Origin of the sequence: Ureibacillus aquaedulcis (assembly GCF_030418165.1) — a bacterium.
In the GTDB taxonomy this organism is placed as follows: Bacteria; Bacillota; Bacilli; order Bacillales_A; family Planococcaceae; genus Ureibacillus; species Ureibacillus aquaedulcis.
Genome location: NZ_JAUHTQ010000005.1, coordinates 68561 through 81939 on the forward strand (window position 1 = coordinate 68561; position 13379 = coordinate 81939).

11 protein-coding genes and 1 other annotated feature (1 of these 12 cut by a window edge) are annotated in these 13379 nt (G+C 40.4%); of the genes, 2 read left to right on the top strand and 9 right to left on the bottom strand.

Annotated features, from left to right (window positions below; genetic code table 11):
• Positions 1 to 87: 87 nt before the first annotated feature.
• The 4 genes from QYB95_RS08735 to zapA form a co-directional block, all read right to left on the bottom strand.
• Entirely contained in the window at positions 88 to 2454 is a 2367-nt protein-coding gene (locus QYB95_RS08735; RefSeq protein WP_301137960.1) for an endonuclease MutS2, read from the bottom strand.
• 39 nt (positions 2455 to 2493) lie between these two features.
• Complete coding sequence (polX, locus tag QYB95_RS08740; protein ID WP_301137961.1) at positions 2494 to 4203, bottom strand: DNA polymerase/3'-5' exonuclease PolX; 1710 nt, start codon at positions 4201 to 4203, stop codon at positions 2494 to 2496.
• A 141-nt stretch (positions 4204 to 4344) separates the two neighbouring features.
• Complete coding sequence (locus tag QYB95_RS08745; protein ID WP_301137962.1) at positions 4345 to 4887, bottom strand: CvpA family protein; 543 nt, start codon at positions 4885 to 4887, stop codon at positions 4345 to 4347.
• A 5-nt stretch (positions 4888 to 4892) separates the two neighbouring features.
• A complete protein-coding gene (zapA, locus tag QYB95_RS08750; protein ID WP_301137963.1) occupies positions 4893 to 5153 on the bottom strand; it encodes a cell division protein ZapA in 261 nt (86 codons plus the stop codon).
• Positions 5154 to 5607: 454 nt separating this feature from the next.
• On the opposite strand from zapA, the gene rnhC reads away from it, so the two are divergent.
• Positions 5608 to 6564 (top strand): ribonuclease HIII, encoded by a 957-nt coding sequence (rnhC, locus tag QYB95_RS08755; RefSeq protein ID WP_301137964.1) that lies wholly within the window; start codon positions 5608 to 5610, stop codon positions 6562 to 6564.
• Between the two features lie 45 nt (positions 6565 to 6609).
• Here rnhC and QYB95_RS08760 read toward each other — a convergent pair whose 3' ends face one another.
• Positions 6610 to 8043 (bottom strand): sodium:solute symporter family protein, encoded by a 1434-nt coding sequence (locus tag QYB95_RS08760; protein WP_301137965.1) that lies wholly within the window; start codon positions 8041 to 8043, stop codon positions 6610 to 6612.
• A 119-nt stretch (positions 8044 to 8162) separates the two neighbouring features.
• Positions 8163 to 8702 (bottom strand): hydrolase, encoded by a 540-nt coding sequence (locus tag QYB95_RS08765; protein WP_301137966.1) that lies wholly within the window; start codon positions 8700 to 8702, stop codon positions 8163 to 8165.
• Positions 8703 to 8866: 164 nt separating this feature from the next.
• On the opposite strand from QYB95_RS08765, the gene QYB95_RS08770 reads away from it, so the two are divergent.
• Positions 8867 to 9337, top strand: coding sequence for a nucleoside-diphosphate sugar epimerase (locus tag QYB95_RS08770; protein ID WP_301137967.1), 471 nt, complete (start codon positions 8867 to 8869; stop codon positions 9335 to 9337).
• A 36-nt stretch (positions 9338 to 9373) separates the two neighbouring features.
• Here QYB95_RS08770 and pheT read toward each other — a convergent pair whose 3' ends face one another.
• From pheT to QYB95_RS08785, 3 genes are all read right to left on the bottom strand, one after another.
• Positions 9374 to 11779, bottom strand: coding sequence for a phenylalanine--tRNA ligase subunit beta (pheT, locus tag QYB95_RS08775; RefSeq protein ID WP_301137968.1), 2406 nt, complete (start codon positions 11777 to 11779; stop codon positions 9374 to 9376).
• Between the two features lie 12 nt (positions 11780 to 11791).
• A complete protein-coding gene (pheS, locus tag QYB95_RS08780; protein WP_301137969.1) occupies positions 11792 to 12829 on the bottom strand; it encodes a phenylalanine--tRNA ligase subunit alpha in 1038 nt (345 codons plus the stop codon).
• 199 nt (positions 12830 to 13028) lie between these two features.
• Positions 13029 to 13169 (bottom strand): hypothetical protein, encoded by a 141-nt coding sequence (locus tag QYB95_RS08785; protein WP_301137970.1) that lies wholly within the window; start codon positions 13167 to 13169, stop codon positions 13029 to 13031.
• A 36-nt stretch (positions 13170 to 13205) separates the two neighbouring features.
• Positions 13206 to 13379 (bottom strand) — a binding site (T-box leader); it runs 63 nt beyond the window's last position.

Here is a 13379-nt window from a genome sequence, read left to right on the forward strand (position 1 = left end):
CAAATCCAGCAGGGTCATTATGAATCATATGGATTTTACCTAGAACAAAAATGTCCTAGGCTAATTTTCCACTGGATGAAAGATAGGTTATTTTAACTCGACTACAGTTACTCCAAATCCACCTTCTCCAGCCTCACCGTATCGGTAAGATTTTACACGTTTATGCCCTTTCAAGAAGTTTTGGATACCTTGTCTTAGAGCTCCGGTTCCTTTACCATGAATAATCGAGACGCGGGGATAATTCGCCAAAAGTGCATCATCAATATATTTTTCCGTTCTGGCAATTGCCTCTTCATAGCGTTCACCACGTAAATCCAATTCCAGTTTAACATGGCCACTGCGATTTTTCACATTCGTCATAACGACCGTCTGTTTTTCTTTTTCCGGCTTTACATACTGTAGATCCGATTCTTCCAGCTTCATTTTCAGGATGCCGATTTGTACAACCCATTCAGTATCCGATACTTTTTCCACCAGCGTTCCTTTTTGACCGTAGCTTAGTACTTTTACCTCGTCTCCAAGCTTCAGGTTCTGGGCGCGTTCACGAATTTGTGCCTGTTTTTTAAGGACCTGATTTTCTTGTGGAGCAGCTGCATCCAGTTTTTTCTTCGCTTCAATCAATTCATGCTCTTTTACAACTTTACTCGCATTTGCACGCATTTCACGAAGCTCTGCAATGACCTTGTCAGATTCCTTCTTCGCTTCATCGACAATTTTCCGGGCTTTCTCTTTTGCTTTTTTCTCTAATGCTTCTTTCTTTTCATCGTAGGTTCTTAACCGTTCTTCCAATTGCTCATGCAATTGCTGAGCTTCCTCCAATAATGCATGAGCTTCATCCGCTTCGCGTTCGGAACATCGTCTGCTTTCCTCCAATGAAGCAATCATCGATTCCACTTCATGGCGATCTGAGCCCGTAAAGCTGCGGGCTTGTTGAATAATGGAATCTTTTAGACCAAGACGTTTAGAAATCTCGAAAGCATTTGAACGTCCCGGCACCCCGATTAATAATCGGTAGGTCGGACTTAATGTCTCTATATCAAATTCTACACTCGCATTGACAACTCCAGGGCGATTATAGCCATATGCTTTCAATTCTGGATAGTGAGTCGTTGCCATTACCCGAGCTCCGCGCCCTACTACTTCGTCCAATATCGAAATCGCTAATGCTGCGCCTTCTTGTGGGTCCGTACCTGCACCTAATTCATCAAAAAGTACAAGCGACCTTTCATCGAATTTACCCAAAATCTCAACAATATTGACCATATGGGAAGAGAAGGTCGATAAAGATTGCTCGATGGATTGTTCATCGCCGATATCTGCAAATAGCTGATGGAAGACTGCCAATTCCGAGCCGTCCAATGCCGGTACAGGTAACCCTGCCTGTGCCATTAATGTACACAGTCCCACTGTCTTTAAGGTAACTGTCTTACCACCAGTATTTGGACCAGTAATGACAATCGCTGTAATATCTTGTCCAAACTCAATCGTATTTGGGACTGCTTCTTCGATTGAAATCAATGGATGCCTAGCTCTTACTAATCTGATCAATCCTTCTTGATTCATCTTTGGCTTCGTACATTTATTTGCCTGACCATACTTGCCTTTAGCAAGGATTACATCAATATCACCCAAAATTTGTACCAGGACAAAGAGATCGTGTGCAACTTCTTGGACTTTTGCCGATAATTCCAGCAGGATGCGTTCGATCTCTGCTTTTTCCTTCACTTTCAGACGTTGGATTTCATTATTTGCTTGTACAACCGATTCAGGTTCGATAAATAGAGTTTGGCCCGAAGATGATTGGTCATGGACAATTCCGCCGTAATGTCCACGGTATTCTTGTTTCACCGGGATAACAAAACGGTCATTCCGAATTGTAACAATGGCATCCGAAAGCATCTTAGTTGCATTGGATCCGCGGGTTAAGCTTTCTAATTTTTGTCGGACCTTCGCCTCTTCTGCTCGAAGAGATTGTCGTATCGAACGCAATGCAGTACTTGCAGAGTCCAAAACCGCGCCATTATCATCAATGCAATTATTGATTTCATGCTGTAATGCCGTTAAGATGGGCATTTGTTCTTTTCTTTCAACAAAATGAGGTATGGCAATATGATCTTCTTGTTCAATGTCATCAAGGAAATTACGAAGAATTCTGCTTGCACGAATTGTACTTGCTATCTCCATTAGTTCCATCGGGCTTAACATCCCGCCAATTTGCGCTCGCTTGGATTGGGGCCGTACATCAAAAATGCCGCCCATTGGTACATTTCCTTTTACACGTAAAATAGAAAGTCCTTCATCCATTTCTTCCAAAAGTTCGACTACTGTATCAAAATCAGTTTCGGGAATAAGTTGCTCTATTGCACTTTTCCCTAATGATGAGGTACAGAAATTTGCAACTTGCTCACGAACTTTATCATATTCCAATGTTTTTAATGCGCGTTCAGCAATCACTCCTGAACACCTCCTGCCTTATCAATTCGTTCATTTAACTTACTTGTTTTTATTGATAAAAGTTTCAAATTGCTGCAATGACCATGTATTAACAATCAATTCTTTTTTCAACCATGCTTTTTGAGCATATTTTGTACCGGTTTCCATCACTTCCAGCTGTTCAATTGCATGTGCATCTGTGTTGATGGCTATCGGCACATTGTGGTCCATTGCCATCATTAAATGCTCAATCCTTAAATCCAACCGGTACGGGCTGGCATTTAGTTCCAAAATTTTGCCATAGTGGGCTGCCCATTTAATTAGCTGCGGGATATCTGGATTATACCCTTCCCGTTGCCCAATAATCCGTCCTGTTGGATGGGCAATCATATGCACATATGGATTTTGAATAGCTGTGTGGAGTCTTTCCATGATTGTGTCCTGAGATTGCGAGAAACTTGAATGAATCGATGCGATCACGAAATCCAGTTCCTTCAAAACCTCATCATCAAAGTCCAAAGAAGCATCCGGTAAAATATCCATTTCAGTTCCCGCAAATAAGCGGAAATCCGGATGTGCTTCATTAAATTCAATTATTTCGATACGTTGCTTTTTTAATCTTTCCGGTGTAAGGCCATTTGCCACTTTTAGATATTGTGAATGATCCGTTATTACTCCATGTGTATAACCAAGGTCGATCAAAGCCTCTCCCATTTCCTTTACAGTATGGGCACCATCGGACCATGTAGTATGCATATGCAGATCTGAAACTATCTGCTCCAAACTTACAAGTCCATCGAGTTCATCCAATCGATCCAACTCTTTTCCGGATTCGCGGACCGTTGTTGGAATGAAAGGCAATCCGAAATGGTCAAAAAACTCTGCTTCCGAATCAAAGGTTACGATGGAACCATCTGGCTGTTCCACTCCGTATTCACTGATTTTCTTCCCTTGCTCCTTGGCCAATTGACGCATACGAACATTGTGGTCCTTGGAACCAGTAAAGTGATGAAGAGCTGTGGTGTATTCCTTAAGGGCAACAAGGCGGAAATCAACACTTACTGGATCTTCTGCCTCTAGTATAACAGACACCTTTGTATCTCCAGCTGCCACAATTTCCTTTACAGGAAGCCCTTTAAGTAATTGATCCTTTACCAGTATAGGCTGTTCCGTGGCCACAATAAAATCGATATCCTTGCTCATTTCACTAACGCGGCGGAAACTTCCAGCAACAGAGAATTTTTGGATGGCATCGATCGATTTCAGCAATTCATTTAACTCTTCAACGATTTCCTGCAAATACCAAATCGGCAATCTCTCGCTGCGTTCCCCGAAGTGCTCCAGCTCTTTTAGAATTTTTTCTTCCGATTTTGGCCCGAAACCGGCTAGTTTTTGTATTTTATGGGATTCACAGGCTTCCTTTAAGCTTTCTACACTATCCACGCCAAGCTCACTATAAAGTTTTGCTAATTTTTTCCCGCCTAAACCCGGCAATTTCAATAACGGGATTAATCCTTTGGGAACTGCTTCTTCCAATTCTCTTAATTGAGAGGACCCACCGGTTTCAATAAGTTCATGAATAACGGATGCCGTACCTTTTCCAATTCCCTTTAGTTTCGTTATATCTTCAATTTCACTTAGACTGCGCTCATCTAATTCAAGTGCATTGGCTGCTTTACGAAATGCCGAGACTTTAAATGGATTTTCTCCCTGAAGTTCTAAAAGCAGTGCAATTTTTTCAAGTGTTTTAATGACAATTTTTTTATTCATGATAGTCCTCCCTCTATAAATACTGAATCATCCAATATTCTTTCGTTGTTCGTGGAAAAAGGAAATGCCCCAAAAGTCGCTTTGGGACATTTCCTTAAAAATCAATCATCTACGACCTACGATAATCTTTCTCTCATATGTTTATTGCTCTTTATAGATATACCACCAGTCTTGAACCATGCTTGTGAAAACTGGCGTATGCTCTAACATAAGCTTTGCAATGATGGAACCATCCATAATATTCTGTATCGGCCCTACAGGAAGTAGCGCTATCACATACATTGCAATAAATAATATTAAATAGAATTCAACAAAACACAGGATGGCACCCAGTAGTCGGTTCACGGAATTCAAGATCGGTAAGTAAGTCAGGAAATCAAAAATGGAACCAAGAATTTGCAGTGCAATTTTTACAGCAAAGAAAATAACTGCAAAGGCAATGATTCGATAGAATGTTTGGTCCACATTTAACGAATCGAGGACCAGCATCATCGATAAATCCTCAGAAACTCCTGGATACGGAATCCATAGAACAAACTTATCCGCAAGCGGTTTATAATAGATATACGCTACAATGAGTGCGACAAAAAAACTAACAAGATGGATGGCCTGAACAATGAAGCCACGTTTAAGTCCTACTAGTATACTAGCAGCAAATATAATCAGTAATATAATATCCAGCATTTACTTCAACCCTTTAATTTTTTCAATTCTTCCTCAAGCTTCTCAACTTGTTCTTTCAATTTCAGTAACTCATGTACGGTATTGACAGCTGTTAAAACGGCAAGCTTCGAACTATCCAATGAAGGATTATGTACACGTATTTCTCGCATTTTATCATCTACTATAGAAGCAACTAATCTCATATGTCCCGTAGATTCAGACCCGACCATTTTGTATGAGTGGCCATAAATTTCTACGGATATTCGATTTTTTTCTTGGTCAGCCATGCAATACCTCCTAGAACAACTTTAACAAACAACATTGCGATCATGAATTCAATATTTTACAACCATTTAAAACAAGCGAATGATTGCAGATTTGGTTATTTTACACTTCAGTAGAGTATACTAATAAAATTTATAATACATATCATACCATCTTTACTTTATACAGTACAACTACATTCAGGTTACAAAACCAATACTATCAATACTTTTGGTCACTTAAATAATTTCAAAACCTTGGATTGGAATGTATAATTATGTATTTATTAAAGGTAGAATCAATCCGTTTTTTAATTTATCTGCTCGGTGGTTTTTCTATTGTCATGAAAGAAAACGCGTTATAATAACACTATAATGTATGGTAATTCCATAAAGGCTGCAACAAACGCTTTTATAAAATTTAAAGCAGATGAAAATGTTCAAGATGTGTACCTCAGAGAAAGAAAGGACTGAACGAATGTCTAATATTGTCTTACAGCTTTCAAGTGAAGTGCAGAATCAGGTGAAATCCTATTATGCATCATCAACCATAGAACGAAATGCACCAGGAGTTATTTTTGCAGCAAAGCTACCGGATACTGCAATCACAATCTACAAATCCGGAAAAGTAATGTTCCAGGGCGGTGGAGCAACAAGGGAAGCAGGCCGCTGGGGTGAAGTAGGTTCAACTGCTTCCCAATCAACATCTTCTACAAGTGCCCATAAAACCATTATGACAAAAGGAGATAGGCTCCCGGAAAACTTCTCAGCCATGTCCGTCCTCGGCTCGGATGAAACTGGAACCGGTGATTATTTCGGACCCGTTACCGTTGCAGCTGTATATGTACCGAAAGATAAAATCGAACTCCTCTATGAGCTCGGGGTGAAGGATTCCAAAATGTTAAATGATCAGATCATGCTTAAAATCGCTCCCGATATCATGTCTGTTTGTCCTCATAGCATTCTGACACTGCGCAACGAAAAATATAATGCCATTCAAGCAAAAGGATATTCACAGGGTAAAATCAAGGCAATGCTGCACAATCAAGCATTGAAACTCGTCCTATCAAAAATAGAGCCTGAAAAGCCCCAGTATATTTTGATTGACCAATTTGCAGAGCGGAACATTTATTATAATCACATAAAAAATGAAAAAGAAATTATCCGCGAAAATGTTTTATTTTCAACAAAGGCTGAACAGCTTCATGCTGCTGTTGCCGCTGCCTCTATTCTGGCCCGTTATGCTTTCTTGAAAGAAATGGATCGATTATCAAAAATAGCAGGAATGAATCTGCAAAAAGGCGCTAGTGGCAAAGTCGATGAGATGGCTGCACGCATCTGGTTGAAACATGGCGAGGAAACATTGAAATCAATCTCCAAATGGCATTTTGCCAATACTGAAAAGGCCAGAAAGATAGTAAATAAAAAGAAATAGCTCTAAAGGGGAAACGTCATAAAACGGCGTTTCTCCTTTTTATTTTTAAGCATTTCCAACTTCAAGCTTTCTATTAAATTCTGTTTTATTCGGAAGGATTAATGACACAATAATCGTCAAAACTGTTGAAATCAGTACTCCCCAAAGGATTCCGAACAACACAGACGCAATAGCCCCTGAAAGTAATCCGATTCTGCCTCCCCAAACGGATACCCGGCTATTTTGTGATCCCATTTCAAATTTTTCGAACTTCCTTTTCTTCCATAGAAGCCCAACGATTAGTACCGGTACAACCCCGCCACCTGTTAATGTATAGGCAAAGGAGAACAGGTTGATAATCGACTCGGAAAAATTCGCCGCCAAGGTTGAAAAGATCCCGACTAGCACCACCAGCCATTTAGAAAGGACAATCAACCTTTCATCTTTTATTTCCTTTGAAAAGGGGATGACAAGATCATTTACAATGACAATGGCTGCAGAATGCAGTAATGAGGATGCACTCGATATGGCGGCCAGGAAGATTAAGATGAAGAAAACAAGTGCGGTTGTTTGTGACATTTCATTCAGGATGAGCCAAGAGATTGCATTTGCAGATTCCAGATTAGGGTTCATTGCTTTCACAATCATTCCCGAAACAGAAGCTAAAATAGTAAAGATGATGGCACCGATACCGCTATACAACATCGCACGACTGGCAGCTTTGGGATTTCCTGCTGCAAAGCATCGCTGCCAATACACCTGAGCCGCCAATACCCCGAAGCATCCAGTGACAAAGAGTGTTACGATTTCCCAGCCGGAAATACTCATTTGCGTTAAGTCGCTGGCATCCACTTCGGCTAGCATCGTTTTTAGATTTGAATAACTAAAATCAATTTTGGCGTAAACCTTTATATAAAACCAAATGGCGATCCCCAGCAATAAAACACCCTGAACAAAATCAGTCCAAACCACGGATAACATTCCGCCTACCGTTGTATAGATGATAAAGACTGCTGAAAAGAAGAAAATCAATAGCAGCGGATCTGCTCCTGTAAAGACGGAGAAAAGTTGCCCCATTCCTTTTGCCTGTCCGCCAATCCAGGCAATCATGATGGAAGAAGTTAAAATGCCAACAATCGCCCGTGATATCTTATCTCTCAGAATTAAATCATTTAATAGTTCTGCAATACTTTTGTAGGTAAACCTAGCAGCAAACCCTGCAAATAACAAGGCAAAAAGGATTTTTGCGCCTTGCTCCCCAATAATGAACGGGATATTGGCAACCCCGATTTCAAACCCTTTTGAGGAGTGGCCAACAAAATTCCCGACTCCCATGATTGTTGCAAGGTCAGTGAATAATAGTAAGAAAAATGGCAATGTCCCTCCAGCAATTGCAAATTGCAAAAAGCTTTCGCTTGACTTCTTTCTAAATCTCAAAGACATTCCAATGAAAAATAAACTTAAAACGATCGTTGCAATCCAGGTCCATGTTGCAAGCATTAGTTTCCCCCCTTAAATCAGATTATTCCATACTTATCCTACATACCCATTTTCTAGAGGAAAAAACCATACAACCACCTGTAAAATCAAGTAGTGTATGGTTTCCTAATTCTATCTATTTATTTTACTAGTTTACTAATTGCTTTGAATTGATCGCCTTTTGCGATTTGCAGCATTTCAAAAAGAGCCATTTCAACGGAAGTTACCTTCACACCAAGCTGCATCATTTTATCAAGGCCAATTTCATGATTTTTATCTGTACGCGAAGATACGCAATCTGCAAGCACTTCCACTTCATACCCTTTGTGTATAAGTTGTGCTGCTGTTTGATAGACACAAATATGTGTTTCGATTCCGGCTATCAGAACCTTTTTACGTTTTGTTGCCTCTAATTGTTCTACAAATTCCGGCGTATCATATGCACTGAATGTGATTTTTTCGATTGGCTTATAATTTGGCAAGGCTTGTGCAATTTTCTCCACGGTTGGTCCAAGTCCCTTTGGATATTGTTCTAGCCATAAAACAGGTAAATCTAATATTTGTGCGCCCTCTGCTACCTTCACAATATTTGAAATCACTAGTTCACTGTCATGAACAATTTCTGCAAGCCTTCCTTGAATGTCAACCAAAACCAATACTGTTTCTTCTTTTGTAAGCATCTTTCCCATCCCCTTTGTTCAATATTTCTACTTTTCTTATTATATATCATTCATTTTAGATATAAAATTCTCCAACTTGAGTGTTCATGAATCTATACTTTCTTCCTATCCCAATTGAAACAAAATGATGGGACATGTATAGTACTATTAGAAAGGGTGATATTTTGATTCGATTAAGCTGGTTAATTAGTCTTGGAATTTCGTTGCTCGGCTTTTTAATAATAGGGCACTTCTTCACTATCCAACCCGACGAAACGGCGAATAATGGAAGTTTGGGTTTTATCGGGATTATATTTGTTTTACCTTTTTTATTATTAAGCATATTTATCACATTTCGATATATTCTTGCTTTAACAAGAAGTACAACAGATCGCTTAATGAAGTCTTTCTCAATAATTGGGGGAATTTTGCTGGTAGGGGTACTTTTGTACTTTTCGCTAGATTATAAAAATGGTGTTTTAGCTGCACTAGACGGGTCTGCCGTTGGACCCACCCTCCCCAAGTTAAACGAATATACATATACAATCTATTTCAACTTTTATACCTTTGCCTTGATTCATGCCATTGTTGGTGTCATAGCTGCGGTGGTTGGAGTAGTAAAACCTGGAACGAAAAAAGAAGAGTTGCCCGAGTAATACTCGTGCGACTCTTCTTCATTTTTGTGAACAAGCTTATCGAAGTTCTGCCCCAGCTTCAGTTAAAGCTTTTAACACTTTATTGTGTGCACTTACTACTTCTTCGTCCGTTAATGTACGTTCTGGGTCAAAGTATGTTAATGAGAAGGCAACGGATTTTTTACCCGCTTCCATTTTATCTCCTTCGTATACATCAAATACTTTCACTTCTTTTAATAATTTTGTGCCAGCAGCACGGATTACTTCAATAATTTCCCCAGCTGGTTTAGAACGGTCAAGCTCTAAAGCGATATCACGCGTGATGGCAGGGAAACGTGGAACAGATGCGTAAACCAATTCTTCTACTTCTGCACCCAGTACGGCTTTTAAGTTTAATTCTGCTACGAATGTTTCTTTCAGATCATATTTTTTGCGTTCAATAGGATGCAAACCGCCGATGATTCCAACCTTTTCCCCGTCAAGCAGGATTGCAGCTGTTTGACCAGGATGAAGCCCATCAACATTCGCTTTTTCAAAAGATATGCGATCTGTTAAGCCAAGTTTTTCGAATAAGCTTTCTATAATTCCTTTTGCAACGAAGAAATCAACTGTCAGCTTCTCGCCTTGCCATGCATGATCTACCCATTTTCCTGAAAGCACAAGGGCAAGATGTTCTTCTTCATATGGAAGTTCATCTTCAGTTTTTCCAAGGAATACAGAGCCGATTTCATATAGAGCAACAGAATCTGCTTTACGGGCTACGTTATAGCCAGCTGCTTCAATTAAATGCGGAATCAAGCTCTGACGCAAAGTAGAGCGTTCTTCACTCATCGGCATTAGTAATTTAGTCGTATCTTCTGCCTTAAGTGCAAATTTTTGAGCAAGCTCATCAGATGTTAATGAATAAGTAACAGCCTGGTAAAGTCCAGCCCCTTCCATCACATTACGAGCGATACGGCGTTTTGCTTGATAAGGAGTTAATCCACCAATTTGCTCATTGCCTTCCGGTAATGTCATTGGAATTTCATCATATCCATAAAGCCTTGCGATCTCTTCAACGATATCTTCTTCGATTTTAATATCTTGACGGCGTGTCGGTGCATCAATGATTAACATCCCATTAGCCGCTTCCACATCAAATTGCAGACGGTTTAAAATCGACAGCATGTCTTCCAAAGAGATTTTCATGCCAAGACGGTTGTTAATAAAGTCTGGTGATACAACAACACGTGCTGGTGATTTATCTAGATCATCAACTGCTACAGTTCCTTCCAGAACCTCTCCACCAGCAAGCTCCGCTAGAAGCTGTGCAGCGCGTTCTCCTGCAATAAGTACGCGGTTTGGATCTACTCCTTTTTCAAAACGAGCAGAAGAATCCGAGCGTAAACCTAATTCCTTGGATGTACGACGAACGGAGAAACCATCGAAATAAGCTGCTTCAATGACTACTGTCGTTGTGTCAGATGTTACTTCAGAGTTCGCCCCACCCATCACACCTGCAATGGCAACTGGTTCTTGGCCATTCGTAATAACAAGATTATGAGCTTTTAAACTACGCTCCTGATCATCCAATGTAACGATTTTTTCGCCTTCATTTGCTAAACGAACAAGAATTTCACTTGATTTCAGTGCATCATAGTCAAAAGCATGAAGCGGTTGGCCGTATTCCATTAAAATATAGTTCGTAATATCCACTACATTGTTGTGCGGACGTACGCCGGCAGCCATTAAATAATGCTGCAGCCAAAGTGGAGATTCCGCGATTTTCACATTTTTAACAACTTTCGCTGCGTATAATGGATTCTCTTTTGCCTCTACACTAACTTTAATATAATCTTCGGCTTTTTCCGAAACAGTTTGGTACTGAATCTCAGGTAATTTCACTTCTTGAGATAAAATCGCTGCTACTTCATAAGCAACACCCAGCATAGATAAGGCATCAGAACGGTTCGGTGTTAATCCTAGTTCCAATACTGTGTCACGTAGTCCGATTAGTTCCAGTGCGTCACTGCCAGGAACAGTATCTTTAGGCAATACGTATATTCCTTCTGCATATGCTTTAGGAACAACACGACCTTCCACACCTAGTTCTTGCAGCGAACAAATCATACCGTTTGATTCTTGACCGCGCATTTTTGCTTTTTTAATTTTTACGCCTCCTGGTAGACGTGCACCAGGTAAAGCGACAATCACTTTTTGGTCTGCAGCCACATTTGGAGCTCCACAAATAATTTGACGGATATCACCTTCGCCAACTTCTACTTGGCAAACATTTAACTTATCTGCATCTGGGTGTTTTTCCTTCGAAACCACATGCCCAACAACGACATTTGTCATACCTTGGGAACGATCGATTACTGCATCCACTTCGATGCCTGAACGCGTAATTTTTTCGGCCAACTCTTCCGGTGCGATGCCATCTATATCAACATATTGTCTTAACCAATTTAACGAAACTAACATAGTTGTACCCCCTTACCCTTCTGTTCTATGGAATTGTGATAAGAAACGACTATCATTTGTGTAGAAATGACGAATATCATCTACTCCATATTTCAACATTGCGATACGTTCTGCACCAATACCAAATGCAAAGCCTGAAACTTTTTTCGAGTCATAGCCAGCCATTTCCAATACATTCGGATGGACCATACCAGCACCTAGAATCTCAATCCAGCCTGTATGTTTACATACGTTACAGCCCTTACCTCCACATTTGAAGCAAGAAATATCCATTTCCACTGAAGGTTCCGTGAATGGGAAGAAACTTGGACGTAAACGAATTTCACGATCATCACCAAACATCTTCTTCGCTAATGCATCAAGTGTCCCTTTTAAATCGCTCATGCGGATGTTTTCACCAATTACCAGACCTTCGATTTGCATGAATTGGTGAGAGTGTGTTGCATCATCATTATCGCGTCGGAATACTTTCCCTGGGCAAATAATGCGAATTGGTTCACCTTTTTTAAGCTCCATAGTTCGAGCCTGCACTGGAGAAGTGTGCGTACGTAAAAGTGTTTCTTCCGTGATATAGAACGTATCCTGCATATCACGGGCCGGGTGACCTTTCGGTAAATTTAATGCTTCGAAATTATAGTAGTCCTTCTCAACTTCAGGACCCTCTGCAATTTCATAACCCATCGAAACAAATAAATCCTCGATCTCTTCGATCACACGAGTCAATGGATGACGGTTACCCTGACGCACTTTACGTCCTGGTAAAGTGACATCAATCGATTCCTTTTCCAATTGCTCAAGAATCGCTTGTTCCTCTAAAACGGCTACTCTTTCTTCCAATTGTGCAGTTACATTTTCTCGAACTGCATTTACGAGTGCCCCCATTTTCGGACGTTCTTCCGGAGATAATTTCCCCATTCCTTTTAACAAGTCCGTAATTGGACCTTTTTTCCCTAAATACGCAACACGAACGTCATTTAACTCTTTTAAGTTAGCGGCAGCTTGCAGCTTTGCTAATGCTTCTTGTTCTAATTGCTTTAATTGTTGTTCCACGTGTATACCCTCCTTAATAGAATTCGCATTGATTTTTGTGTTGGTGGTTTTGAGTTTATTGGTGAAGTTGGACTCGTTCGTAGTAAGTTACAGCTTACGAGTGGGTTCGGCCAGTTTAGGCGCGAGTTTGCTCGCCTTACGAGCAGGTTCGCCTACTTTACAAGCGAGTTTTCACTTCTTACGGGCGACTTGCGCTTGGTTACGAGCCACTCACCTGTTTACGTGCGACTTCTCTCACTTTACTTGCGACTTTTCTCTCTTTACGTGCGACTTTCACCTGTTTTCGTGGATTCAAACACCTACGTGCAACTTCGGCACCATAATGTGCGACTCTCACCATAATTTCCTTCAAAAAACACAAAAAACCTCGCCCCTAAAAAGGGACGAGGACTAGATTCGCGGTACCACCCTAGTTATTGCTAGATAAAAATTGCAATCACTTCATTGACATAACGACTCGATTGGCCGGCTTTCCTTTCACAAAAAAATGTTCCCGGAAGCTGCTTACGGGGTGAACTTCAATAATTCCAACTCTACACAAGCTCTCAGT

What these genes read in the sequence shown, in the direction of transcription:
- polX (WP_301137961.1), bottom strand. Translation starts at nt 4,203, where the DNA reads ATGAATAAAAAAATTGTCATTAAAACACTTGAAAAAATTGCACTGCTT.
- QYB95_RS08745 (WP_301137962.1), bottom strand. Translation starts at nt 4,887, where the DNA reads ATGCTGGATATTATATTACTGATTATATTTGCTGCTAGTATACTAGTA.
- zapA (WP_301137963.1), bottom strand. Translation starts at nt 5,153, where the DNA reads ATGGCTGACCAAGAAAAAAATCGAATATCCGTAGAAATTTATGGCCAC.
- rnhC (WP_301137964.1), top strand. Translation starts at nt 5,608, where the DNA reads ATGTCTAATATTGTCTTACAGCTTTCAAGTGAAGTGCAGAATCAGGTG.
- QYB95_RS08760 (WP_301137965.1), bottom strand. Translation starts at nt 8,043, where the DNA reads ATGCTTGCAACATGGACCTGGATTGCAACGATCGTTTTAAGTTTATTT.
- QYB95_RS08765 (WP_301137966.1), bottom strand. Translation starts at nt 8,702, where the DNA reads ATGCTTACAAAAGAAGAAACAGTATTGGTTTTGGTTGACATTCAAGGA.
- pheT (WP_301137968.1), bottom strand. Translation starts at nt 11,779, where the DNA reads ATGTTAGTTTCGTTAAATTGGTTAAGACAATATGTTGATATAGATGGC.
- QYB95_RS08785 (WP_301137970.1), bottom strand. Translation starts at nt 13,169, where the DNA reads ATGGTGAGAGTCGCACATTATGGTGCCGAAGTTGCACGTAGGTGTTTG.